Consider the following 26,901-nt stretch of genomic DNA (forward strand, 5'->3'; position numbering starts at 1 on the left):
CCATAAGTCATTTTTTATGACATTTGGTGACAGCCCTTTTGCTATTCCTGGAAAGATCGGCTAATTGCTAGTGTAACAAACGCTTTGTTATGAATAGTCACGTATTTCTCGCTTTTTGATTACAGTTGTTCTAATAACTGAAGCAATTCTTCTAAATGTTGAATTTCGTAAGTTGGAATGATTGTTTCATGGGGCGCTTTCTGCTCGCGGTTGATCCAAACAGAGCGAATCCCTGCTTTTTCAGCACCGATGATGTCCGTCATTAAGTTATCGCCAACCATCAGCACTTCTTCGGCTAGAACATTAGATTTCGATAAGGCATACTGGAAAATACTCGGATCGGGTTTGCCTTTTCCATACGCACCAGAGACAATAATGTGGTCAAAAAATGGTGCGATTTCAGGTGTGATTTCAAGTTTGAGCTGCTGTAAGCTAGGCGAGCCGTTGGTCAATAAGAGCAATTGGTAATGTTCTTTCAAGTCTGCCAATACTTTTAAGCTTTCTTCATACAGTACAGGATTTCTTTTACGTGCTTTCGGAAAAAAGTCGGCTAGTTGACTACCGATCTTAGCACAGTTTTCAATACCAATATGCTGTAAACCAAGCGTCCAAGCATCTTGGCGATAAGTTGGCACGATGGTTTTCATCTGTTGAAAATCTGTACCTTGATCGTCAAAGTTTCCCCATAGACCTTCAAAAGGATTGATGCCAATCATTTTGGTGAAAGCATATGTACCATATCCTGCGTAAAGCTCAGTTGCTACCATTCTTACCGCTGTTTCCAAACCGGAACAGTCTTGACCAGTTAGTTCTTCGGCAAAACTACACGTTTCCTGGAACGCTTTTTCAACACTTTTCTTATCCCACAACAAGGTATCGTCTAAATCGAAAAAAATCGCTTTGACCATCAGTGTAAGCTCCTCCTGACAAGTTCTTTAGTTTGTTCAAGTGTACTGGAAAAATGAACAAAAACATAGGGAGTTCAGAATTCTGTCACTGAACATTACAAAGCGTGGATGCTATTATATGTGCAGGGAGTGAAAACAATGACAATCAGCAATTTGACTATGTCTTTATGGGAAGAAGCCATTGACTATATAAGTATTTGTTTTGATGAACTGGGCAAGAGTGAACACCAAAAAGCAGATAGATTGCTTGAAGTCAAAATGGAAATCACCAATACGGGGACTTATACACACAGTTATGAAGAATTAGAACACGGTGCACGGATGGCGTGGCGTAATAACAATCGCTGTATTGGTAGGTTATTTTGGAATTCACTAACAATTTTGATGAACGACATCAAACATCTGCAGAAGGTGTTTTCGATGCACTAATTCGCCATATTGATTTTGCAACAAACGATGGAAAGATTCGTCCAGCCATTACCATTTTTCGACCGGCCACAAAAAATGAGCAACCGATGAGGTTATGGAACCATCAGCTCGTTCGGTATGCAGGATATGAAACTGAAAACGGTATTATTGGAGATTCAAGTTCGATAGAATTCACTAAACAATGTCAAAAGCTTGGCTGGCAAGGAGAAAGAACAGCTTTTGATATTTTGCCATTAGTGATAGAAATGCCAAACCGTGAGCCTGCATTAAAAGAAATTCCACGACAATCGATTAAAGAAGTTGAAATCGATCATCCAGAAATCTTAGCATTTTCACAGCTCGGTTTGAAATGGTATGGAGTACCGCTTATTTCGGATATGTTGCTTGAAATTGGAGGCATTAAATACCAAGTAGCGCCTTTTAACGGCTGGTATATGGGAACAGAAATTGGTGCGAGAAACTTAGCGGATGAAGATCGGTATAATGCCTTGCCAGAACTAGCAAAATTGATGAACTTAAATACACAGTCAAACCGTTCTCTATGGAAAGACAAGGCTTTAGTTGAATTGAATATCGCGGTATTGGAATCATTTCATAAAGCTGGTGTGACCATTGTCGATCATCATACAGCAGCAAAGCAATTTAAAAATTTTGAGAAAAAAGAACAAGCAGAAGGACGAGATGTAACCGGCAACTGGGCTTGGCTGATTCCGCCCATGTCTCCAGCAACAACTCACATTTTTCATAAACCTTACAGAAACAACGTGGTTAAACCAAATTATTTTCATCAACAAACTCCTTATCAAATAAACTAAAGAAATTCTACAACCATACGTTAGAACGGGCAGTGATATCCTTTAAATGGATAAAAACTGCTTTTTTTAACCGCGAAATACGTTACATTTAAATGATTTGTATTATAATAGTAGTTAGTAACTATCATCTAGTGTAAGACATTATAGAGAGAAGGAAATTTAATGGGACGTAAATGGAATAATATTAAAGAAAAGAAAGCATCTAAAGATGCCAACACAAGCCGAATTTACGCGAAATTCGGACGTGAAATATATGTAGCAGCCAAACAAGGCGAACCAGATCCAGAATCAAACCAAGCCTTAAAAGTAGTGTTGGAACGAGCAAAAACGTATAGCATTCCGAGAGCAATTATCGATCGAGCAGTGGACAAAGCTAAAGGTGGATCAGAAGAAAGCTTCGACGAATTACGTTATGAAGGATTTGGACCAAACGGCTCAATGGTCATCGTAGATACTTTGACAAATAACGTTAACCGTACGGCTTCAGACGTCCGTGCAGCTTTTGGCAAAAACGGAGGCAATATGGGCGTCAGTGGTTCAGTTGCTTATATGTTCGATCACACAGCGGTATTTGGTATTGAAGGCAAAACAGCTGACGAAGTTCTTGAGTTGATGATGGAAGCGGACGTTGACGTGCGTGACATTATGGAAGAAGAAGACGGAGTTATTGTCTATGCAGAACCTGATCAATATCATTTAGTGCAAGAAGCGTTTAAAACTGCCGGCATTACAGAATTCACTGTAGCTGAATTGACAATGCTTGCTCAAAACGAATTACCCTTGACGGAAGATGCACAGGAACAATTTGAGAAAATGATTGATGCAATTGAAGACCTGGAAGATGTTCAGCAAGTTTATCACAATGTAGATTTAGATGGATAATTCTGAAAAAGTATAGTTAACGATATTTTCCGAAGCTTATCTTACGGTTCCGCGAGGCTGGAACCGAGTCTTCTTATCTTCTTTTTATAAGTAAGAGTGAGGTATTACCTTGTTTAACGATCTAAGGAAACACTTTGAGTAAAATCAAAGTGTTTCTTTTTTACGGATTATAATCTGATAATTTGGAATTTGACTTGTAATTCAAAAATAGAACGACTATACTAAAATTGAAGAAATAGTATAAATATTTCGTCTTTTTATTTAGAGATAAATGTAAGGGCTTTCAAAAAGTTTCTTAGTAAGAAATTCTGACTTTTAAAAAATTTAAAGCATAATAAAAAATTGGAGGAAACATAAATGCTGAAAGAGTTATCCCCGAAGGCAGATGAGTTAAGAACAAAATTACTAAGGTTTATGGAAAATTATGTGTATCCAAACGAAGCTACAGTTGAGAAATATCGACAACAAGCAGAGGATCGCTGGACCATTGCACCGATTATTGAAGAACTGAAAGAAAAAGCAAAAGAACAAGGGTTATGGAATTTGTTTTTGGACCATCCCGAATACGGAGCTGGATTATCGAATTATGACTACGCTCATTTATCCGAGATTATGGGACGTTCGTTAATTGCACCTGAGTTGTTTAACTGTAATGCACCAGATACTGGAAACATGGAAGTGTTTGTGAAATACGGAACAGATGAGCAGAAAAAGCAGTGGCTTGAGCCTTTACTGCGCGGAGAAATTCGTTCGTGCTTCTCGATGACCGAGCCTGCTGTTGCTTCTTCTGATGCTACTAATATTCAAAGTAGCATTGCGCGCGACGGCGATGAATACGTGATTAACGCGAAAAAATGGTGGACAACTGGAGCAATGGATCCTCGTTGTAAAATTGCAATTGTTATGGGTAAAACAGATCCAAATGCAGCAAAACACCAGCAGCAATCGATGATTCTCGTGCCTTTTGATACACCTGGAGTCGAAATCATCCGACCACTGACAGTCTTTGGATACGACGATGCACCACAAGGTCATGCTGAAGTACACTACACCAATGTACGTGTTCCCGTATCTAATATGTTGCTGGGTGAAGGACGCGGCTTTGAAATTGCTCAAGGACGCTTAGGACCCGGACGCATTCATCATTGCATGCGTGCGATTGGTGCTGCAGAACGTGCACTTGAACTGTTATGCAAACGAGCGGATAGCAGAGAAGCGTTTGGATCTACGCTGGCTGATAAAGACGTCATCCGAGAAATTATTGCAGAAAGCCGAATTGAAATTGAACAAGCGCGTCTTTTGACTTTGCATGCAGCTCACAAAATCGATGAAGGTGGGGTGAAATCGGCACGTAAAGAAATCGCCATGATCAAAATTGCGGTGCCGCGCGTCTCCATTAATGTGATTGATCGTGCGATACAGGTTTTCGGCGGAGCTGGACTCACAGAAGATTTTCCGTTAGCAGCACATTACGCCAATGCTCGTGCTCTGCGTTTAGTTGATGGTCCGGACCAAGTGCATTTGCGGGATGTTGGCCGCCTTGAACTACGCGAACAATTAGAAGAAATAACAACTGTGAAATAAAGGAGGTGTGATAGGAGGACGAGCATTAACCATCCATCAAATTCAAGTCGAATAACCTCGAATTCTTTACTGTCACATTTCACAGAGTCAAAAAGTAAGAGGAGTTATTAAGTACTTCACTTTTAAGGAATTCATATCGTTAAATCAGAAACTATCATTGGAGGGGAACACATGAATATTGTCAGCATTTTAGCACAAAACGCATTAAGACATCCAGATAAACCAGCACTTGTTTTTGAAGACAGGTCATATACGTATCATGAATTCAATAGAATGGTTAATCAGCTTGCTAACGGTTTAATCTCTTTGGGTATAAAAAAAGGAGAAAAAATCGCATTGATGATGAAAAACTCGGATTACTTTGCAATTTCTTATTATGCAGTTGCTAAAACAGGTGCAGTGATTGTGCCGATGAACTTCAGACTAGTTGCACGAGAAGCGAATTATATTCTGGATCAATCAGATAGTGTTTTTGTTATTTGTGATCAAGAATATGAAAAAATGATTCACGATGCTAGCCGTACGATTCCTGCAGTTCGCCAAGTGATTACAGTAGAAACAGCAGAAAACAAAGGCAGTCTCTCTTTGCAAGATGTATTATCAAAAAATAGTGCTGAACCGGCTGTCGAAATCAACAACACGGATGATCTTCATATTTTATATACATCAGGAACAACAGGTAACCCAAAAGGAGCGGTTTTTGATCACCAGCGCGTTTTGAATGTAACTGTTGGGTGTATTGGATTGCTCGGTTATAACACGCGCGAAAGATTTATTCATGTAGCACCTTTATTCCATGCGGCTCAATTGGTTATTTGTATGACGAGTAGTTTTTTGTTAGGTGGATTCAATGTAATCCATAAAGAATTTAATCCAGAAGCCATGTTACGAGATATCGAAAAATATAAGATTACTAGTCTTTTTGCCATTCCAACGATGTTCAAATTCTTAATCGAATTCCCAGGTGGAGAAAAATACGATGTTTCTTCTATTCAACGGTTCCTGTATGGCGCAGCTCCGATGTCTAGAGAAATGGTCAATCAGACGATGAAATTCTTTAACTCGAACAATTTTTACAGCTTGTGTGGATTAACAGAAGGTGGACCATCAGGCATATACCTATCGCCGGAAGATCATAAAGAAAAAGTGGGTGCTTCTGGTAAAGACGGGCTATTGTTCACAGAAGCTAAGTTAGTTACGCCGGAAGGACAAGAAACAGAACCCAACGTGGTGGGAGAATTTGTTCTTAAAGGTGATACGGTGATGAAAGAATATTATAAAAAACCTCAAGAAACTGCCGCAACACTTAGAGATGGGTGGTTATACACAGGTGATTTAGGTTACCGAGATAAGGATGGCTACATCTATATTGTAGACCGCATAAAAGACATGATTATTACAGGTGGAGAGAATGTCTATTCTGTAGAAGTGGAAAACGTTTTAGGAACTCATCCGAAAATTGCAGATGTCGCAGTAATCGGATCACCTGATGAGCAGTGGGGTGAAATCGTAACAGCTGTTATTGCAAGCAAGCCAAACGAGACCATTGAACTGGATGAACTTGAAGCTTTTTGCCGACAACATTTATCGGGATATAAAATCCCGCGTAAAGTTGTCTTTGTAGAAGCGTTGCCTCGTAATACTTCTGGCAAGCTAATGAAATACAAACTAAGAGAATCGGTAAAAAAGTGATAAATGCAGAATAGCATGTATAGAAGGACAGTGAGGTCAAGCTTGAATCGAACATCTCACTGGCTTCTTCTGCATCAGAATAACTTACCTGTCATCAATACTGACGGATAAACAAGGAGGGATAAAATGAAAAAAAATGCCCGAGTACTTGGTGTAGATATGGTTAAGTTTTCGAAACCAGGAACAAATGAACCCTACGAAGTGATGGCTGCTAAAGCAGTAAAAGGTGCACTTACAGATGCAGGAATTGAATACCGAGAAGTGGAACAAGCTTTTGCTGGATATGTTTATGGAGACAGCACTTGCGGCCAACGAGCATTATATGATATTGGAATGACGGGTATCCCGATTATTAATGTGAATAACAACTGTTCATCAGGTTCTTCCGCATTGTTCATGGCTCGTCAAGCTGTTGAATCTGGTGAAGTCGAATGTGCCCTGGCATTTGGTTTTGAAGAGATGAAACCAGGGGCCCTAGGAAGTGTTTGGGAAGATCGCACGCCACCACTCGGCTGGATGATAGATCGTTTGGAAGAAATTGATCCGAATATCCCGAATTCTCCGGAAGCGATTAAAATGTTTGGCGCAGCTGGTAGTGCATATTTAGAAAAATATGGAGCGAACCCAAATATCTTTGCGAAAGTAGCCGTCAAAACGCGAAATCATGCTGTTTTGAATCCATATTCTCTTTTCAACAATAAACTATCGATTGAAGAAGTCATGAATGCACCACTGTTGTATCCAACATTAACTCGTCTCATGGCCTGTCCACCAACTTGTGGCGCAGCTGCTGCTATCGTATGTAGTGAAAATTTTGCGAAAAAACACGGTGTAGAGCATGCGGTTACAATCATTGGTCAAGCGATGACGACGGATACGGTCGTTACTTATGAAAATCCAATGACACTCGTGGGTGCTGAAATGACGCAGCGTGCAGCAAAGATTGTCTATGAAAAATCCGGATTTGGACCGCAAGATATTGATGTTATCGAATTACATGATTGTTTCACACCAAATGAAGTGATCACTTATGAAGGGCTTGGACTTTGTTGTGAAGGAGAGGCAGAAAAATTTATCAGTGATGGGAACAATACACACGGAGGAAAATACGTCATCAATCCATCAGGTGGATTAATGTCAAAAGGACATCCACTTGGAGCAACCGGATTGGCCCAATGTACAGAACTCGTATGGCAATTGCGTGGACAAGCAGGCAAACGTCAAGTTGAAGGAGCAAAAATTGCACTTCAACATAATTTAGGGCTTGGCGGAGCATGTGTAACGACCATGTATCAATTAGGTTAACATTTGGAATAGGAAGTAATAGGAAAAGCTCAAAAATATGAATACTATTATTTCCTTATTTTTTTATTCTATTTTTGAACGTGTATTCAAAAATAGAACGGATATTGATTTTACATTATAGGCGTATTTCTAGGGATAGTGCAGGATGGATCTATTCTATAAGAAAGAGGGATTCTCATGTCATTACATGCACAAAAAATTGCGAAGAAAAAAGAAGACATTATTAAAGCGGCGACTGCGATCGTCACAGAAAAAGGATATCTAGGAACGACCATGGAAGAAATTGCTGCTACCTTGTTAATGACAAAAGGCTCTGTTTATTATTATTTCGATAATAAACAAGACTTGTTGTATCAATGTTTCATCTTATTGCTAAACGAAAGCATTGCCAATATCGAAAAAGTAGAACAACAAAACGTGCCGTTTAAAGAAAAATTACACCAAGCGATGGTTGTGCATATCGTGTATGTATTACGCGAAAGAGGCGAATTTGAATTAGTAACTAAAAAGGAATCTTTTTTCGATGGGGAACAATTAGCGCATATTCTTGCGCTTCGAAATGATTACGAGCAACTATTTGATCGACTTATTGCTGGAGGTGTCAAACAGCGAGTTTTTCTGCCAGTAGACATAAAAATCGTTCGAAATCTTATACTTGGGGCCATGAACTGGATGATTGAATGGTATTCAGAAGATGGAGAAAAAAATCTTGATGATTTTGCCGAGACAAGCGCTAGTTATTTAATGAGACTTGTCTTACATTCTGAAATAGAAAATGGAGGAATAGAAAATGGATTTAAGTAAACTGGTAGCTGTAGTAACGGGCGGGGCATCTGGATTGGGAGCAGGAACGGTTCGGAATTTAGTTAACAGCGGTGCGAAAGTAGCTATTTTCGATTTGCAAGAAGAGTTGGGAACAGAACTTGCTGGAGAATTAGGTGAAGCAGCTATATTTTGCAAAACTGATGTGACAGATGAAGCAAGTGTAACGGCAGCGTTAGATCAAGCGGTAGAAAGGTTTGGTTACGTAAACACGTTAGTAAATTGTGCAGGTATTGGCGTTGCGGAAAAAACAATGGGGAAAAAAGGTCCACATAGTCTGAAATCATTTTCTAAGGTTTTAGAAGTGAACTTAATCGGTACGTTTAATATGATTCGCCTTACAGCTGAAAGAATGTCGGAAAACACACCAAATGAAAACGAAGAGCGAGGCGTCATCGTTAACACAGCTTCAGTAGCTGCTTATGATGGTCAAATTGGTCAAGCGGCATACAGTGCTTCAAAAGGTGGGATTGTTGGAATGACATTGCCTATTGCTCGTGATTTGTCTTCAGTAGGCGTGCGTGTTGTGACAATCGCTCCAGGCCTTTTTGATACACCCGCTTTCCAGGGGCTACCAGAAAAAGCAGTAGATGCATTAGGGAAAATGACGCCGTTCCCATCTCGTTTAGGGAAAGCTTCAGAATTTGGCTGCTTGGTTAATTCTATTATTATTAATCCCATGTTGAACGGTGAAACGATTCGATTAGACGGTGCGATTCGCATGCAACCTCGTTAAAATAGCTTTTTTGGATGAGCTAGATTTTGTTAACTACGAAGGAGGAATAAATAACATGACGCAGTTATTATCTGTAGAAAAAAATGCTGGAATTGCAACAATATTTATCGACAATCCACCTATGAACGTGTTGAATCAGCAGGTTATTCGAGAATTAAATAAAGTGTTTTCTGCTTTAAAAGAAGATGAAGAAGTGGTTGTGATTATTTTGACGGGACGGGGAGACAAAGCCTTTGTTGCAGGAGCAGACATTAAAGAATTTCCGGAAAGAACATCTACCAAGCCCGAGGAAGGACCTACAGTTCATGAAATTTTTAACATGATTGAAGACCTCCCAAAACCAACAATTGCTGTATTAAACGGCTATACACTTGGCGGTGGACTTGAACTCGCATTAACGTGTGACATCCGGATAGCAGAAGAACATGCTCAAATTGGTTTGCCTGAAGTGAAACTTAGCTTGCTTCCGGGTGCAGGAGGCACACAACGATTACCTCGATTGGTGGGTCCTGCTAAAGCAAAAGAACTATTATTCACGGGTGATTCGCTGTCAGCAACAGAAGCAGAGCGTTTAGGAATTGTGAATTCGGTTGTTCCACAAGGAGAAGGATTAGCAGCAGGAACGAAACTCGCTGAAAAATTTGCAAGACAGTCTCTACAAGCTTTGTCTCGACTCAAGAGGCTTGTAAATGTGATGGATGAGCAATCATGGAGTGAAAGTTTGGCGCTAGAAGAGAAATTATTCGAAGAACTATTTGCGACAGAAGATGCCAAAGAAGGCATAACTGCATTTATTGAAAAACGCAAACCTGTATTCAAGCATCGCTAATAAAATAAGTGGAGAAGTGTGGGAGGAATTTTTATGATGAAGAGATCTTTTCTGACCGAAGACCATGAAATGTATCGGGATGCATTAAAGAAGTTTTTGCAAAAAGAAGCGGTTCCTCATTTTGATCAATGGGAAAAAGATAAAATGGTGCCACGATCTTTTTGGGAGAAGATGGGGAAACAAGGTTTTCTTTGCCCTCAAGTAGATGAAAAATATGGGGGTGCAAATGCTGACTTTGGTTATGCGACCGTGTTTATAGAGGAATTTGAAAAAGTAGGTACCGGGTTAACGGGACCTGGACTCCATAATGACATCGTTATTCCGTATATTGAATCTTATGGGTCTGAAGAGCAAAAGCAACGTTGGCTGCCGAAATCATTAACTGGAGAAATTATTTCGTGTATCGCGATGACTGAGCCAAATACAGGTTCTGATTTAGCGGCTATTAAAACAACGGCGATAAAAGATGGCGATGATTATATCATCAATGGGGAAAAGACGTTTATTACGAATGGCTATAGTGCGGATATCGCAATCGTTGTTTGCAAAACAGATCCAACTGCAGAGCCAGGCCACACAGGAATTAGTTTAATTGTGGTAGAAGCTGGTACAGCTGGATTTACAAAAGGCAAACAGCTAGAAAAAGTAGGACAACATGCAAATGATACAAGTGAGTTAATTTTTAATGACGTCCGTGTACCTAGCAGTCATCTATTAGGTGAAGAAGGAAAAGGCTTCTTGTACTTAATGCAAAAACTACAGCAAGAAAGATTGATTATTTCTATTTCGAGTATAGCGTCGATCGAAAGAATGTTAGACATTACGATGGATTACGTGAAGCAAAGAAAAGCTTTTGGAAAAAGAGTTAGTCAATTTCAAAACACGCAATTTAAGTTGGCTGAACTCAGTTCAGAGCTGCAAATTGGTCGTGCTTTCGTCGATAAATTGATTGAAAATCATATGGCTGGAACAGATATCGTGACAGAAGTATCGATGGCAAAATGGTGGACCACGGATTTAGCGCAAAAAGTTGCCATTGAATGTATGCAATTGCACGGCGGATATGGTTATACAGAAGAATACGAGATTGCAAGACGTTATCGTGATGTGGCAGTGACATCTATTTATGCCGGTACAAACGAAATCATGAAAGTAATTATTGCTAAAAACTTAGGAATAAAATAAACGTCAATTTATTAGCAAAGGAAGAGGTATATGGGACTTTTAAACAATTTAAAAATACTCGATTTTTCAACGTTATTGCCAGGTCCATTTGCGACATTGATGTTAGCAGATTTAGGCGCTGAAGTTTTGCATGTGCAACGACCAACAGAAGAAAAATTAACATCAATGGAAAACTACCTCAATCGTTCTAAAAAATCAATTGCGTTAAACTTAAAAGACGAAACTTCAATCGAAAAACTCAAAGAACTTGTAAAAGAGTACGATATTGTATTAGAACAATTTCGACCTGGTGTAATGGACAGACTAGGTCTAGGTTATGAACAATTAAAAAAAATAAATCCTAGAGTCATTTACTGTTCGTTAACAGGGTTTGGTCAAACAGGTCCATACCGTGATCGTCCTGGTCATGATATTAACTATGTGTCGATCGCTGGACTAGCAAGTTATTCAGGTACGGAACGGGACGGACCGGCAAATGTCGGAACGCAAATTGCAGATATTGCAGGAGGCTCTTTGCATGCGGCGATTGGTATTTTATCTGCTTTTATCTACCGCGAAAGAACCGGTGAAGGGCAATCACTGGATATTAGCATGACAGATTGTAGTATGTCATTAAACGCTATAGCGGCTGCTCCTTATTTGGTGGATGGAGAAAAACCGGCACCCGAAAAAATGCTATTAAACGGCGGTACATTTTATGGATATTTTAAAACTAAAGACGATCGATACGTTTCAGTCGGTAGCCTAGAACCGAAATTCCGTATTCTATTATGTGAAGGGCTAGGTCGAACAGATTTAATTGAACTGTCTATGAGCCAAAAACCAAACGACATCGCTGACTTTAAACAAGCTGTAAAAGAATCATTTTTAAACAAGACATTTAAAGAGTGGAACGAGATTTTCGGTGAAATTGAAGCATGTGTAGAACCCGTACTGACATTAGAAGAAGTAATGCATCACCCGCATTCGATGGAGCGAGAGATGTTCGTAGATGTACCAGATTTACAAAACGGATTTCAAAAACAAATTGCTTGTCCAATCAAATCATCGGTTTTCACTCCAGAATATAAACATATTGGATTAAGGGCAGGCGCAAATAATCGTGAATTCTTTTGAAAGATTATTCCTCCAATCAGATCATTAGTAGGAACAAATAGGGTCTCTATTTGTTCCTACTAATGATTTTTTTATATGTAAAGGTGTTTAAGTTTAAAGAGTTCAGGCTAGAGACCATTTTAAAGCTTTAGGGGATTGTCAAATCTTCTCCATAAGCAGAATATTTTACTTTATATACCCCTGGTGGTATATTGAGTTTATAAAATGATTGAAGGGAATTGATGATATGTTATTAAGATATTTCTACGATGATAATTTAGCGCACGCTTCATATGTAGTAGGCTGCCAGGCAACAGGAGAAGCAGTAGTAGTAGATCCAATGCGCGATATAAGTGCTTACGAAGAGCTTGCTGCAAAAGAAAACTTGAATATTGTCGGTGCTCTTGAAACACATATCCATGCGGACTTTGTTTCAGGTTCACGTGAACTTGAAAATCGTTTTGGTGCAAAATTATATCTGTCTGACGAAGGTGATGCAGATTGGAAATATCAAAATATCAATCATTTACATCACCAATTAGTAAAAGGTGGCGATCAGTTTAAAATCGGGAATTTGATTTTTGAAGTGATGCACACCCCGGGCCATACACCAGAAAGTATTTCATTTTTACTAACAGACCGCGGTGGTTCGGCAGATAAAGCAATGGGTATTTTCACTGGAGACTTTGTGTTTGTAGGAGACGTTGGTCGACCAGATTTACTTGAAAAAGCTGCAGGTGTCGAAGGAACTTCTAAAGCAGGCGCTAAAGATATGTTCGAATCACTTGAGCGCTTTAAAAAACTACCAGATTATCTTCAAGTGTGGCCAGCTCATGGTGCAGGAAGTGCATGTGGTAAAGCGCTTGGCGCCGTACCTTCTACTACTGTAGGTTATGAGAAAATGTTTAACTGGGCATTGCAATACGACGAACTTGAAGCGTTCCAAACAGAATTATTGGATGGTCAACCTGAACCACCTGCTTACTTCGCTGTGATGAAATCAGTGAATAAAACAGGTGTAGAGTTAATGAAAGATTTACCAAAACCGCAAGTGATTGGGTCTGCAGATGAGTTGAAGAAACTAATTGCGGATGGACAGCAAGTTGTTGATTTACGTGCTTCTGCTCTATTCGGCAATGGCTATATTCCTGGAACGATTAACATTCCGTTCAATCAATCATTTGCCAATTGGGCTGGGTGGATCGTGGATTACAACAAGCCGCTTTACCTGCTATTAAATCCGGAGTCATTAGAACAAGTGGTTGGGGTATTGCGCTCTGTCGGTATTGACGGAGAAATTAGCTACGGAGATGTTTCGAAGCTAATTGAAGAAGCGGGAGAACTAGAATCATATAAGAGCGTGTCTCCTGAACAAGCGAAAGAAATGATCAAAGACGGCAAAGCCAATGTGCTGGATGTTCGAAATCAATCTGAGTACGATGAAGGTCATATTGAAGGAGCCAATCACATTATGATCGGTACATTAAAAAAACGATTGGATGAAGTTCCGGCAAGTAAAACCATTATTGTACAATGTCAGTCTGGAGCGCGTTCAGCGATTGCTACAAGTCTTCTTAAAGCGAATGGTTTTGATGATTTGGTTAACCTTTCAGGTGGCTATTCAAAGTGGAAAGAAGAACTATCGGTTTAGCTATGAAGTTTGAGAGAAATTAAAAATCATAAGATTAACTTGTGAAAAAGGAGCGATGAAATGATAACAAGTGCACTGCTGATTGGGTTGCCAGTTTCCATGGTAGCCCACAGTGTCTATAAAAGACACATGCCGGTCCACGGAATAAAACAAGAGCAGCTGGATCAAATTGACGCTGACTCTTGTGCTTTGTTGGATGTCCGCGCCTATAACGTATCCGATAAAGAATTGGTTTCTGGAGCCTTTAATCTTCCTATATCCTATTTCACAAGAGGTTATCGAGAAATACCGAAAAAATCTATCCATTTGATTGCAGAAAACCAACTAGAGAAAAACTTGGCGACTCGTCTGCTTCATCAAAGGGGATTCCACGTAACGAGTTATAGTTTAATAGGAAAAGACAAGATGCAAACGGCATGTTGTTAATTCGAAAACTATGTAAATGTACCTTAATTTACATAGTTTTTTTGTATTTCAAAATAATAATTTTGTTTTAAGAAACTGTATATTCGGTGAATTACTTAAAAGTTGTGCGGACTGTGTACTTTCCTATAAAATAGTTTTTACGTCTAGATATGAAAGAGGGAAATGGATGAAAAAACCTGGATTGACTGTAAAAGTGTTGACTGGACTTATCCTTGGGGCGATCGTTGGTTTGTTGATAAACCTATTCACACCGGGATCATTTGAAGCAATAAATACCTATTTATTTGTGCCACTCGGCCAAATATTTTTAAGTTTGATTAATATGCTCGTTGTACCACTTGTCTTGTTTTCTATTATACTCGGAACGGCTGGTCTTGGAGACCCTGCCAAATTAGGGCGTATTGGGATTAAAACAGTTTCTTATTTCTTGGTGACAACTACCATTGCGATTATTATAGGACTATCATTAGCAGCTGTTATTCAGCCTGGGCTTGCAGGAGACTTTGATCTGTCCTCTGCTGAGTTTGAAGTAACAAAAGCGCCTTCAGTTGGTGAGACTTTATTGGACATGATTCCGACCAATCCGATTGCGGCTTTAGGAGAAGGCAATATGCTGCAGATTATTGTTTTTGCTGTGTTTATCGGACTGGCATTGACGGCTCTTGGCGAAAAGACCAAAGGACTTGTCCATTTGTTTGAACAAGGCAACGATGTCATGATGTACTTAGTTGGCGTCGTGATGAAATTTGCTCCTTACGGTACATTTGGTTTGATCGCTACGGCGGTTGGATCTCAAGGGTTTTCAGCGATGAAAGCGATGGGATCTTATATGTTGGTGATTTTAGCTGCACTTTTCGTGCATGCAATCTTCACTTACGGAGGAACGATTAAGTTTTTAGCAAAGAAAAACCCGATTTGGTTTTTCAAAAACTTCGCCCCAGCAATGAGTGTAGGCTTTAGTACATCGAGTAGTACAGCAACTTTGCCGATTTCGATGGAAGTGGCTCAAGATAAATTAGGTGTGCCCAAGTCTGTTAGTTCGTTTGTTCAACCTCTAGGTGCTACCATCAATATGGATGGAACAGCTATAATGCAAGGGGTTGCAACAATGTTCATCGCACAAGCATACGGAGTTGAACTGTCCACGATGGATCTTGTCACGGTCGTATTAACTGCTGTGTTAGCGAGTATTGGTACGGCAGGGGTTCCAGGTGTCGGCTTGATTATGCTTGCCATGGTGTTGAGCAGTGTTGGACTTCCACCTGCTGGTATTGGTTTAGTAATCGGAATTGACCGTCTATTGGATATGACGCGTACCGCAATTAACATTTCAGGAGACGCTGCCTGTGCAGTTTATGTAGCAGAAACTGAAAAGAATAGAGAGTTACGAACAAAAAACATGAATGCTTAATATAACAAGGACAGAGGCTGTCTCATAAACCTCTAAAATAAAACAGACAGAAAAAAGGAGTTCCTTTTTCTCTGTCTGTTTTTTGAATTTTCATGGAGAATGTAAAATAGGGGCCACTGTTACACTACTGAACTCGGTGTGCACTTTTCAAGGTTCTTAGGTGAAATATCCGGAAAGTTCGATTGTCCTTGATCGGACGGAAGACACTTTCTACGTCAATTTTGTGTCACTTATTCATCTTCAAAAATTGTGTTGGTTTTTGTTACGGAAAGCATCCGTAAATATTCTCCGATTCTGTCGCATACAAAAGAGCTAGACTCACAAGTCATTGTTCATAAGCTTTTGAGACAGCCCGTTTTTCATGAGTAGATAAAAGTATGTAGCATTCAATTGCTCTTGATTGGATAGATGGAAAATGTTCACATTGACAAGAAAATCGCTCCATTATATAGTATGTGTAACCGGTTACACATTGGTACAAGAACGGAGTCGTTTTGCATGACTACTATCAAAGACGTTGCGAAAAAAGCAGGAGTTTCAGTAGCGACAGTTTCACGGTTTTTAAACAACAGCGGTTATGTCAGTACAGAAGCTGCTCAAGCGGTAACTGTTGCAGTAGAAGAGCTGAAATACGAACTGAACCCGATTGCACGCTCATTGAACACGAAAAAATCAAATCTGATTGGTTTGATTTTGCCAGATATCACCAATCCTTTTTTTCCGGAACTTGCACGAGCAGTTGAAGACGTTGCGTTAACCTATGGCTATACAGTCGTGTTATGCAATTCAGACGAAGATCCCGAAAAAGAAAAAAATTACATTGAGACATTAAAGAAAAAATACATTGCTGGATTTATCGTAACTTCTAACCAACTAGATGCTCCGCATTATGCGAACGCCAATGTACCAATTGTGGCATTAGATCGAACAATTAATGAGAAAATACCAACGGTCTCTTCAAATAACAAAGAAGGCGCAATCATGGGAACGAATGCACTGTTAGAAAGGGGATGCAAACACATCCTATTTCTTAGAGGTCCAGAGAAGTTAAATCCGGCGAACGATCGTTATGAAGGATTTATGGAAGCCATTCAACGTTCGAATGTGCGGTATCAAGTTGTTACATGTCCTTTTCATTTTGCAGATTCACAAAAAATTGTTGAACGCATACTCCAAGAAAATCCGCTAATTGATGGAATTTTTGCCAGTAGCGACGTTTCAGCAGCTGGTGCTTTAAAAGCAGCAGGAACTGCTGGAAAGCATGTACCCGACGAATTGCAAATTGTCGGTTTTGATGGAGTTGCAATGGGAGCGATGTTATCACCAGGATTGACTACGGTCGCACAAGACGTTTATAAAATGGGTGCAGTTGCAACGCGTGTTTTGATTAAACGCATTGAAAATAAGAAGATCGAACAAAATTTTTATGAAGTTCCGGTGAAGTTAGTCATTCGAGGAACAACAAGGAGCGTGGTGGAATGATTACTGTAGTTGGCAGTATTAATATGGATTTGGTCGTTCAAACAGACCGCTTTCCAAAGCAAGGTGAAACAACTCTAGGAACTTTGTACACGACAGTACCAGGTGGCAAAGGAGCAAACCAAGCTGTAGCAGCTGCAAGGTTAGGCAATGAGGTCCAGATGATAGGCGCAGTCGGACAAGATGCATTTGGGACCGAACTAGTAGCTGGACTTGAGAGCGAAGGGATTCAGGTTGAATCAATCAAACGAATCGATGGTGCCAGTGGTATCGCCAATATTCTCCTATCCGAAGGAGACAATCGTATTATCGTTGTACCAGGGGCCAATCACAGTGTAACAGCTGAAGAGATAGTCGCTTTTACTGAACAACTAGCGGCTAGTGATTTGGTTATTATGCAATTAGAAACGCCGATTCCTGTTATTCAGCAGACATTAAAAATTTGTCATCAACATGGCGTACCGAGTATTTTAAATCCAGCTCCTGCAAGTGGATTTACAGCTGATTTCCTACCATATTGCACCTACCTAACGCCAAACGAAACAGAAGCAGAAGAAATTTTTGGTGACAATTGGGAAAAGGCGCTGGAAGAATATCCAAACCGTCTTGTCGTCACACTTGGACAAAAAGGCGCACAGTTTTATGACGGACAAAAGCATGTCCTAGTTAAAGGTTTTTCTACTAAAGCAGTTGATACCACTGGAGCGGGTGATACATTCAATGGTGCACTAGGTGCGGCATTAGTAGAAGGCCAGGGGTTTGAAGAAGCGGTCCGTTTTGCTAATGCTGCGGCATCTTTATCGGTAGAAAAATTTGGTGCACAAGGCGGTATGCCGAATCGAGCAGCTGTCGAAGCGCGGATGACAGGTGAGCGTTCATGAAAAAGCACGGCATGATCAATCGTGACATAGCGGGTGCATTGGCTCTTTTTGGGCACACTGATTTGCTGGTGATTGGTGATTGTGGTTTACCCATTCCAAAAGGAGTTTTATGCATCGATTTGTCTTATAAAGTAGGGGAACCGGCATTTTTAACGATATTGGACGCTGTTCTTGCAGACTTTGAGGCAGAAGCTGCATTTATTGCGCGGGAAATAACTAACGCTAATCCCCAAGTAGAGCAAGAAATTATGAAGAAGTTAAAAGCTGATTATATTACGCATGAAGAATTGAAAGTTCTCAGTAACCAGGCAAAATTGATTATCCGCACAGGAGAAGCGACACCGTATGCCAATATTGTCCTTCGCTCTGGCGTTATTTTTTAAAAAGGCAGGTGACTACGATGATTACTATGACGGATATCTCCAAATCGTTTAATGGCAATAAAGTATTGAAGAATGTTCATTTTTCTTTAGAAAAAGGTGAAATTCATGCGCTGATGGGCGAGAACGGCGCAGGCAAGTCAACCTTGATGAAAGTGATGTCTGGAATTTACACGCGGGATTCAGGCACGGTTGAAGTAAAAGGGCAGCAAGTCAATTTCACTTCACCAAAGCAGGCAGAGAATGCAGGCATTGCGGTAATTCATCAAGAGCTGAACATTCTGCCTCATCTGTCGATTTCAGATAATTTATTTCTTGGGCGCGAAGAAACAATCGGCCGGACAGGAATATTAAAAAACAAACAGATGGAAAAGAAGACACACCAAATCCTGCTAGACCTTGGATTGGATATTAATCCAGCTGACCCGGCAAGTACACTATCAGTTGGAAAGCAGCAAATTGTAGAAATTGCGAAAGCGTTATCGGTGGATGCAGAAGTCATTATTATGGATGAACCTACTGCAGCATTAACTGATCGTGAAATCGAGAGTTTGTTTAAGACGATTCGTGAACTTCAAAAACGTGGGGTATCTTTTATTTATATTTCTCATCGTATGGAAGAAATATTCTCACTATGTGACCGAATTACGATTTTGCGCGATGGTGAGTTTGTTGGAGAGCGGAAAATTAGTGAAACTACATTTGATGAAGTTGTCCAAATGATGGTTGGTCGCGAACTTGGAGAACGTTTTCCAGAGCGGAGATCAGAACTTGGAGAAATTAAGCTAGCTGTAAAAGGTTTGTGTCGAAAAGGATGCTTTGAAGATATTTCCTTTGAACTGCGAAAAGGTGAAGTATTATCAATTGCTGGACTTATGGGAGCAGGTCGTACAGAAGTGGCACAGGCGCTGTTCGGTTATAAGAAATTTGAGCGTGGTGACATTGAATTCGACGGCAAAAAAGTGAAGCTTGATACACCTAAAAAAGCAAAGGAAATGGGTATTGGTTATGTAACGGAAGATCGGAAATCAGAAGGACTCGTTGTCGATTTTTCTGTGGAAGAAAACGTGAGCATGACCAATTTTGGAGCCATCTCCAAAAACGGATTAATTTCCAAAGACAAAGAACGTAAACTTTATGATTCTATGGTCAAACGTCTTAGAATCCGAACCTCAGGACCTAACCAAGCCGCAAAATCGTTAAGTGGTGGAAATCAGCAAAAAGTAGTGATTGCAAAATGGCTAGGCATTGAACCGCAACTGCTGATTTTAGATGAGCCAACACGCGGCGTTGATATTGGTGCGAAAAAAGAAATCTATTCGATTATCAATGAGCTAGCTGAACGAGGTGTCGCGATTTTAATGATTTCTTCAGAGTTGCCAGAAGTCATCGGCATGGCTGATCGCGTCTTAGTCATGCATGAAGGCAAAATAACAGCGGATTTATCCAAACATGAAATGACACAAGAACGAATCATGCATTTTGCTACAGGAGGTGGAAAACTTGCAGTTGAAGACTAATCATCAATCCATAATTCAAAAGGTAGCACCATTTATTGGGTTAATTCTTATTATGGTAATTATCACGATTTTAAATCCAGACTTTTTATCTGTATCCAATTTAATGAATGTGCTCCGACAAGTATCCATTAACGCGCTGATTGCTTTCGGAATGACTTTTGTTATTTTGACAGGAGGCATCGATTTATCTGTTGGTTCGACTCTTGCATTAACGGGTGCCGTAACAGCAGGAATGATGGCCAGTGGAATCGATCCGATTTTCGCCATGTTACTCGGACTTTTGCTTGGTGCTGTTCTTGGAGCAATTAACGGAATTATTATTGCGAAAGGAAAAGTTGCACCATTTATCGCTACGTTAGCAACGATGACTATTTATCGTGGACTGACATTGGTATACACGGATGGTCGTCCAATTTCAGGCTTAGGCGATAGCTTAACTTTCCAAATGCTAGGTAAAGGATATTTTCTAGGAATTCCCATTCCAGTAGTAACCATGATTGTTAGTTTCGGGATCTTGTATTTCATCTTGAAAAAGACAACGTTTGGTCGTCGTGTTTATGCAGTAGGTGGCAACGAAGAAGCATCCATTTTATCGGGGATCAATGCAGATCGGATAAAAATTTACGTTTACTCACTGCTTGGGTTACTCGCAGCACTCGCTTCGCTCATTTTAACGTCACGGTTGAATTCGGCTCAGCCGACTGCTGGCGAGATGTTTGAACTTGATGCCATCGCAGCTGTAGTACTTGGTGGAACAAGTCTGACAGGCGGTCGTGGATGGATTGTGGGTACATTAATTGGTGCCTTGATCATCGGGGTACTGAATAATGGCTTAAATCTTATCGGGGTTACTTCCTTCTTCCAACAAGTGGTGAAGGGTGCAGTCATATTATTAGCGGTTCTTCTGGACCGTAAAAAAACAGCATAAGGGGTGTAGGAAAATGAAAAAATTGCAATTGGGGTTCATGTTAATGGTAATGATGATTTTGGCGGCTTGTTCAATGGATGCTCCGGGATCAAGTTCTGATGAGGAAAGCGATGACAGCGGCGAAGCAAACGGTGATTACACAATCGGTTTTTCTATTTCAACGTTGAACAATCCATTCTTTGTTACATTGAATGAAGGTGCAGAAGCAAAAGCGAAAGAATTAGGTGCAACATTAACTGTAGTAGATGCACAAGACAATGCTTCAAAACAAGCAAGTGACGTAGAAGATTTAATCCAGCAAGAGGTAGATTTAATCATGATCAATCCGGTTGATTCTGAAGCGGTTGCAGCTGCAGTTGAATCAGCCAATGCTGCAAACATTCCAGTCGTTACGGTTGACCGTAGTGCTGCGGGTGGAGAAGTCGTTTCTCACATTGCGTCAGATAATATTGCGGGTGGAGAAATGGCGGCAGAACATCTTATTTCAATTGTAGGCGAAGGCGCTAAAGTTGCGGAACTTGAAGGAGTTCCAGGATCTTCAGCTGCACGTGAGCGCGGAGAAGGCTTTAACAACATCGCTGCAGACAAGTTGGATATTGTGGCTAAGCAAACCGCGAACTTTAACCGTGCTGAAGGCTTATCCGTCATGGAAAATCTTCTTCAAGCAAACCCGGACATTACGGGAGTGTTTACTCATAATGATGAAATGGCCTTAGGTGCTCTTCAGGCAATAGAAGCTTCAGGAAAAGATATTGCCGTAGTTGGATTTGATGCTACAGAAGATGCTGTAAAAGCGGTGGAAGAAGGCCGTCTTGCTGGAACAGTTGCACAAAAACCTGGAATGATTGGTGAAATGGCTGTTGAAGCGGCTGTTCAATCACTTGATGGTAAAGAAGTAGAAGCATCCATTCCAGTTGAGTTGGAATTGATCAAATAACCAACCATTACTGGTTGTCACTAAGCTGTAGCTTTCTCGAATCATTTGAGAAAGCTACAGCTTTTTGTATGTAGAAATTACCGTAAAGGGTTACTGCAATATGTTTGGCGACTGACTATTCAGACTTCTGTTATACTAGTGTTAAAAGCAGTATGGGGGGGTCAGTAGATGAAACATGTATGGACAGTGAAGTACAGGGAACATACAATTTGCGTCATCAATACATGGACCAATGAAAAATTGTTTGTCGATGGTGTTTTACAGGATGAGCAGGTCGGCTTGTATTTCACTTCTCGATTAGTTGGAAAAGTGAAAAATGAAGACGGTGAATACGAGGATATTAAAGTATCGCTTAGTACTAGTTTGTGTAGAGTCCAATGCCGCATGTTTGTTGGAGAGCGGTTAATTTATACAACAAAATTGCAAATGGGTGGATGACTGTGGAACAAAAAACGACTAGAAAATATGCATATAAATAGTGGGAATCTGCAAGAGTCAAAGCTCATGCAGGTTTTTTTGCTGATTGTTCAAACGAATGTTGATAAACGAATTTCTAGTATTCTACAGTGAAAGTCTGTATGTTTAATCTATTCAGTTTTTTGAGGGGGTATACATAAATGAAACCAATTATTGGTCTTACCGCGTCTCTTGAACTAGGGCGGGATGAATATGGTATCGAAATTGCTGACACTGAAGCAATTTTAGCGGCGGGAGGTCTGCCATTCATGCTTTGTCACTTAACGGAAAAAGCGGACATTGACGAAATTGCTGAACATATTGATGGCTTGTTTTTGGCAGGAGGCTACGACATTGACCCAACCGTATTTGGTGAAGAGCCACATCCAAACCTAGGTGTCATCATTCCGTCTCGTGATGCATTTGAATTAGCGTTAGCCAAAAAAGTAATGGCGTTAAACAAACCCATATTAGGCGTATGTCGAGGAGCTCAAGTAATAAATATTGCTGTGGGTGGCGATATGTATCAGGACATCTCTACACAAGTAACAGCAGATTTGGTGCAACACCAGCAAAGAGCACCACGGTTTCACGGCTCTCATTTTGTTGAGGTCGGAGAAAGCACACTTCTGCACCGATTAACAGGGATGCGGCGGTTAAAAGTGAATAGCCGCCATCATCAGGCAAATCGACTGGTACCTAAGCCTCTGATCATTAGTGGGGTGTCGAGTGATGGCATTGTAGAAGCGATTGAAAGCACACAGCACCTCTTTGTTTTAGGAGTGCAATGGCATCCTGAAAATATGGCAAGAGTTGCAGACTCAGCATCGCTCGGAATTTTCAACGGGTTTATCGAAGCATGCCGAGAAGAAGGAGATGAATAGATGCAAATTTTCGATACACATTGTGATGCGCTTCTAAAGCTGCAGGTAGCAAAACGAAACGCATTATTTAACGGAGAGTTGTTAGACTACCAACATTCAGATTTACTGGATACCAATTTCAACCGGCTCAAAGCGGGAGGTGTAAAAGTACAGTTTTTTGCTGTTTTTGTTCATCCAGACTTTCCATCTGATGAAAAATGGCAGCATGCACTCGAACAAATCGATCTTTTTTATAGTGAAATCCTTGGAGGAAATCCACTGATGAAGCACATCAAGAATTGGCAAGACATCGAGTGGCTAAAAGATGATGAAATTGGCGCGGTTTTGACGCTTGAGGGAGCGGATGCGTTTGGTAACGACTTGGCAAAACTTCGCCATCTTTACCGGTTAGGTGTGCTGTCAGTAGGGTTGACTTGGAACAACGCCAACCTATGTGCTGATGGAGTTGGCGATCCACGTGGTGCAGGTTTAACAGTGCTAGGAAAAGAAGTAGTTCTTCTTAATAATGAACAGCATGTTTTTACTGATGTTTCTCATTTATCCATAAATGGATTTTGGGACGTGATGGAACTAGCAAAATATCCAATTGCCAGCCACTCGAACGCCCGTGCTCTCTGCGATCATCCGCGCAATTTGAATGACGAGCAAATTCGAGCGATGTTCAAAAATAATGGAATGATCGATGTCGTGTTTTGTCCGCAGTTTATTAACAAAGACAGTGATCAAGCGACAATACCGGATTTGATTCGTCATATCGATCATCTTTGTTCGCTTGGTGGAGTTCGCCAAGTGGGCATTGGATCAGACTTTGACGGAATTTCCTCGTACATTACAGATCTTAATAATGCATCCGAATTTCCTAACCTGATTGACGCGCTACAAAAACACTATACAGTTACAGAAGTAGAAGGCTTTATGTATCGGAATTTTCTTGAACACCGTCCCGGAATTTAAATCTATAAAACGATGGTCACATAAGTAATCCCTTTCACATAAATGCGAAAGGGATTTTTTTAATATTTATTCATAGAGGATTCCGTATTTTCGATAGAAGTCTCACCTTGTGCGACGGCTTCAGGTGAAGCAGCTAGTCGACGTCTATGCAAAATTGCGTTTATTTCAGCGCCAATGACTAAAATTAGACCGGTCAAGAAGAACCACAGCATCAAGACAATGAGTCCTCCAAGGCTGCCATAAGTCGCGGAATAACTGCCGAAGTTTGACACATAGATGGAGAAGCCAAATGACACGACTTGCCATAAAACAGTTGCGATGACAGCTCCGATAATAACTTCTTTAAACGGAAAGTTTTTATCGGGAGCAAATTTGTACATGAATGCCAAAACCATACTCATGACTGCGATCGAAATGACCCAACGTAAAACTTGGAAAATGATTTCAGTTTGTTCAGGAAGATTAAAGAACGATTTAATCATATCGATAATCGTACCACCGAAGATAGGTAAAATAAGTGCAACGATGACCGCAATTAGCATGCCCAGTGTTAACACAATAGCTGTTGCTTTCAATTTGATAAACGAACGCGTTTCTTCAATGCCATAAGCTTGGTTGGTAGCATTAATAAAAGCAGACAGCGCATTCGATGCAGACCAAAGCGTACCCAGTATACCAAATGTCAACAAGCCACCTGATGGCGTAGTGACCACACTCACAATTGTATCTTGGAATGTAGAAGCCACTTCTCCTGGTAGAATGGTACCGATGAAATCTACGGCACGTTGTGGATCAATTTGCAGATAAGGCAAAATTGCCAGCAGCAAAATCAACAAAGGAACAATGGCTAATAAATAATAATAAGCTTGTGCTGCAGCTAGAGTTGTCGCGTTATCTTTTTTGAATTCATTGCCGAGCTCTTTAACAAATCCCATAGCTTTACTCATATGACGCCCTCCATTTAAAAAATTAGTTACTTTGTATATGCCCTATTAAAGAATACATTAACCCTTAAATAGTAATAAAAGAATAATTACAAAGCCACGACAAATCATTTTAGTCCGAAAAAAAGGAACTGTCCCATAAGTCCCTAAAAAAAGAAGAAGAAAAAGAATTTTTTTCTTCTTCTTTTTTTAGAGTGAGTGCCCTGAAAGCAGTTGGCGGATGCCGGCTACTTTCAGGAGATTGAGGATCAATGCCACAATCCCGAAATTTCATCGAGGTCCTGCAGTAGCAATCGTCGGAATGGACATCAGCCTTTTCTCACAAATGCAAAAAAGAGCTGTCCCAAAAGTCATGAAAATGACTTTTGAGACAGCTCCTTAAAGCTTATTTCGGCAATAGATCACAGGCGACTTTTAAGATATGGTGATTCTCCATTTCAACAATAGACCATTGACAACCTTTTTTTACAAAGCGATCACCAGTCTCAGCTTCAATTAGCTGATGTTGTATCCATCCCGCAATCGTATCAATATCTTCGCTGTCTTCAAACTCAAAATCGAAACGTTCTTCCAAATCTTTTAACAGGACGCGTCCGTTTAGAAGATAGCGTGTCTCGCTTTCCTTAATAATTTCCTCATCTTCTTCTTCATCAAACTCATCTCGGATTTCTCCGACAATTTCCTCTAGTATATCTTCCATTGTAATCAAACCAGAAGTTCCACCATATTCATCGATGACAAGAGCGATATGCGTGCGATCTTTTTGCATTCTTACTAAGGCATTTTGAAGCGGTGTTGTTTCATGGAAATAAGGGAGATCGTGAATAAGTTCCAACATTTCAAAATGCCCGTTAACAGCATAATGCGTCAACACTTCTTTCGCATTGATAAATCCAATTAAATCGTCTTTGTCTCCGTCTTTTGCGATAGGATAACGTGTAAAACGATGGTCACGGATTTCAGCTAGAAGTTCCTCAGCTGATAAGTCATCTGAAAAGGCAATCATCTGAGTGCGAGGAATCATCACATCTTTTGCACTGCGTTCATCAAAAGCAAAAATATTTTGCATATAAGACAATTCAGTTTGATTGATTTCCCCACTTTGGAAGCTTTGAGCCATAATAATTTTCAACTCTTCCTCTGAATGAGCTTGATCTTCTTTGGCAGGTTCCACACCAAAAATCCGTAACAGAATACGAGCAGAGCCATTCAGAATGAAAATAAACGGATACATGATTTTACCAAACCAATAGAGAAAAGGTGATAATAATAGCGTCATGCGTTCAGCAAATTGAAGCGCTAGCGATTTTGGAGCCATTTCCCCGATGACAACGTGCAAAAATGTCACAAGCGAGAAAGCGATAAAAAATGAAATGACAGTAGAAGCGGAAGAAGGAACATCGAGCATTTCGAACAAAGGCAGCAAGAGCCGTTCAACAGTAGGTTTCCCTAACCAGCCTAATCCAAGAGCGGTAACAGTGATACCAAGCTGACAAGCTGACAAATAATAATCAAGATCACTGGTTATTTTTTTGACCAGTACGGCTTTTTTGTTTCCTTCATCAATCAATTGGTCGATGCGCGACATCCGGACTTTAACGACGGCAAATTCCGAGCCGACAAAAACAGCCGTTAACGCGATTAGCAAGACGAGTAAAGCTAGATTCAATATAAGTATGGGGTCCAATAAATTCCCTTAAATAAGGGATTCACCTCCGAAAGTAGTTGTTGAAGTTAAATTTACCATAATTTTATCGTTAAATATAGA

Annotated in this window: 24 protein-coding genes and 1 pseudogene; 22 read left to right on the forward strand and 3 right to left on the reverse strand. The window is 40.3% G+C overall.

Features of this window, described 5'->3' with window-relative positions; genetic code table 11:
* Positions 1-119: 119 nt before the first annotated feature.
* Positions 120-908: an HAD family hydrolase gene (locus AUO94_RS11170; protein ID WP_058384286.1), complete on the reverse strand. Its 789-nt coding sequence runs from the start codon at positions 906-908 to the stop codon at positions 120-122.
* A gap of 138 nt (positions 909-1,046) precedes the next feature.
* Here AUO94_RS11170 and AUO94_RS11175 point away from each other — a divergent pair.
* The 22 genes and pseudogenes from AUO94_RS11175 to AUO94_RS11280 all read left to right on the forward strand — a co-directional run bounded on the left by AUO94_RS11175 (position 1,047) and on the right by AUO94_RS11280 (position 24,189).
* Positions 1,047-2,152, forward strand: a pseudogene (locus tag AUO94_RS11175) (nitric oxide synthase oxygenase).
* 162 nt (positions 2,153-2,314) lie between these two features.
* Positions 2,315-3,034, forward strand: coding sequence for a YebC/PmpR family DNA-binding transcriptional regulator (locus AUO94_RS11180; protein ID WP_058384287.1), 720 nt, complete (start codon positions 2,315-2,317; stop codon positions 3,032-3,034).
* Between the two features lie 357 nt (positions 3,035-3,391).
* A complete protein-coding gene (locus AUO94_RS11185) occupies positions 3,392-4,618 on the forward strand; it encodes an acyl-CoA dehydrogenase family protein (RefSeq protein ID WP_058384288.1) in 1,227 nt (408 codons plus the stop codon).
* Between the two features lie 171 nt (positions 4,619-4,789).
* A complete protein-coding gene (locus tag AUO94_RS11190) occupies positions 4,790-6,310 on the forward strand; it encodes a class I adenylate-forming enzyme family protein (protein WP_058384289.1) in 1,521 nt (506 codons plus the stop codon).
* Between the two features lie 126 nt (positions 6,311-6,436).
* Complete coding sequence (locus AUO94_RS11195; RefSeq protein WP_058384290.1) at positions 6,437-7,615, forward strand: lipid-transfer protein; 1,179 nt, start codon at positions 6,437-6,439, stop codon at positions 7,613-7,615.
* 177 nt (positions 7,616-7,792) lie between these two features.
* On the forward strand, positions 7,793-8,419 hold the full coding sequence (locus AUO94_RS11200; protein ID WP_058384291.1) for a TetR/AcrR family transcriptional regulator: 627 nt from the start codon (positions 7,793-7,795) through the stop codon (positions 8,417-8,419).
* Entirely contained in the window at positions 8,406-9,173 is a 768-nt protein-coding gene (locus tag AUO94_RS11205) for a 3-hydroxyacyl-CoA dehydrogenase (RefSeq protein ID WP_058384292.1), read from the forward strand. Before AUO94_RS11200 ends, AUO94_RS11205 begins: the two co-directional genes overlap by 14 nt.
* A 55-nt stretch (positions 9,174-9,228) precedes the next feature.
* Positions 9,229-10,002: an enoyl-CoA hydratase/isomerase family protein gene (locus AUO94_RS11210; protein WP_058384293.1), complete on the forward strand. Its 774-nt coding sequence runs from the start codon at positions 9,229-9,231 to the stop codon at positions 10,000-10,002.
* Between the two features lie 36 nt (positions 10,003-10,038).
* On the forward strand, positions 10,039-11,187 hold the full coding sequence (locus tag AUO94_RS11215) for an acyl-CoA dehydrogenase family protein (protein ID WP_058386835.1): 1,149 nt from the start codon (positions 10,039-10,041) through the stop codon (positions 11,185-11,187).
* A 30-nt stretch (positions 11,188-11,217) separates the two neighbouring features.
* Positions 11,218-12,303, forward strand: coding sequence for a CaiB/BaiF CoA transferase family protein (locus AUO94_RS11220; protein ID WP_058384294.1), 1,086 nt, complete (start codon positions 11,218-11,220; stop codon positions 12,301-12,303).
* A 226-nt stretch (positions 12,304-12,529) separates the two neighbouring features.
* Positions 12,530-13,933: an MBL fold metallo-hydrolase gene (locus AUO94_RS11225; protein WP_058384295.1), complete on the forward strand. Its 1,404-nt coding sequence runs from the start codon at positions 12,530-12,532 to the stop codon at positions 13,931-13,933.
* Between the two features lie 60 nt (positions 13,934-13,993).
* Complete coding sequence (locus tag AUO94_RS11230; RefSeq protein ID WP_058384296.1) at positions 13,994-14,359, forward strand: rhodanese-like domain-containing protein; 366 nt, start codon at positions 13,994-13,996, stop codon at positions 14,357-14,359.
* Between the two features lie 166 nt (positions 14,360-14,525).
* Complete coding sequence (locus AUO94_RS11235) at positions 14,526-15,770, forward strand: dicarboxylate/amino acid:cation symporter (protein ID WP_058384297.1); 1,245 nt, start codon at positions 14,526-14,528, stop codon at positions 15,768-15,770.
* A gap of 498 nt (positions 15,771-16,268) precedes the next feature.
* Positions 16,269-17,252, forward strand: coding sequence for a LacI family DNA-binding transcriptional regulator (locus AUO94_RS11240; protein WP_058384298.1), 984 nt, complete (start codon positions 16,269-16,271; stop codon positions 17,250-17,252).
* A complete protein-coding gene (gene rbsK / locus AUO94_RS11245) occupies positions 17,249-18,130 on the forward strand; it encodes a ribokinase (protein ID WP_058384299.1) in 882 nt (293 codons plus the stop codon). The genes AUO94_RS11240 and rbsK overlap by 4 nt, the downstream gene beginning before the upstream one ends.
* Positions 18,127-18,513 carry a D-ribose pyranase gene (rbsD, locus tag AUO94_RS11250; protein ID WP_058384300.1) on the forward strand — a complete coding sequence of 129 codons (387 nt, stop codon included), beginning with the start codon at positions 18,127-18,129 and terminating at the stop codon, positions 18,511-18,513. Before rbsK ends, rbsD begins: the two co-directional genes overlap by 4 nt.
* A 17-nt stretch (positions 18,514-18,530) precedes the next feature.
* Positions 18,531-20,030: a sugar ABC transporter ATP-binding protein gene (locus AUO94_RS11255; protein WP_058384301.1), complete on the forward strand. Its 1,500-nt coding sequence runs from the start codon at positions 18,531-18,533 to the stop codon at positions 20,028-20,030.
* Positions 20,014-20,958 (forward strand): ABC transporter permease subunit, encoded by a 945-nt coding sequence (locus AUO94_RS11260; RefSeq protein ID WP_058384302.1) that lies wholly within the window; start codon positions 20,014-20,016, stop codon positions 20,956-20,958. Before AUO94_RS11255 ends, AUO94_RS11260 begins: the two co-directional genes overlap by 17 nt.
* Before the next feature lie 13 nt (positions 20,959-20,971).
* A complete protein-coding gene (gene rbsB, locus AUO94_RS11265) occupies positions 20,972-21,895 on the forward strand; it encodes a ribose ABC transporter substrate-binding protein RbsB (RefSeq protein WP_058384303.1) in 924 nt (307 codons plus the stop codon).
* Positions 21,896-22,063: 168 nt separating this feature from the next.
* Positions 22,064-22,333, forward strand: a complete 270-nt coding sequence (locus AUO94_RS11270; protein ID WP_058384304.1) for a hypothetical protein — start codon at positions 22,064-22,066, stop codon at positions 22,331-22,333.
* A gap of 179 nt (positions 22,334-22,512) precedes the next feature.
* Entirely contained in the window at positions 22,513-23,235 is a 723-nt protein-coding gene (locus AUO94_RS11275; RefSeq protein ID WP_058384305.1) for a gamma-glutamyl-gamma-aminobutyrate hydrolase family protein, read from the forward strand.
* Positions 23,236-24,189 (forward strand): dipeptidase, encoded by a 954-nt coding sequence (locus AUO94_RS11280; protein WP_058384306.1) that lies wholly within the window; start codon positions 23,236-23,238, stop codon positions 24,187-24,189.
* A 59-nt stretch (positions 24,190-24,248) separates the two neighbouring features.
* Here the strand turns inward: AUO94_RS11280 and AUO94_RS11285 are convergent, their stop codons facing one another.
* The gene (locus AUO94_RS11285; RefSeq protein WP_058384307.1) at positions 24,249-25,136 is read right to left on the reverse strand and encodes a YihY/virulence factor BrkB family protein; all 888 of its coding nucleotides are present in this window, start codon (positions 25,134-25,136) and stop codon (positions 24,249-24,251) included.
* A gap of 382 nt (positions 25,137-25,518) precedes the next feature.
* Positions 25,519-26,802, reverse strand: a complete 1,284-nt coding sequence (locus tag AUO94_RS11290; protein ID WP_078080849.1) for a hemolysin family protein — start codon at positions 26,800-26,802, stop codon at positions 25,519-25,521.
* Positions 26,803-26,901: the final 99 nt, after the last annotated feature.

The organism is Planococcus kocurii (assembly GCF_001465835.2).
GTDB classification, from domain to species: domain Bacteria; phylum Bacillota; class Bacilli; order Bacillales_A; family Planococcaceae; genus Planococcus; species Planococcus kocurii.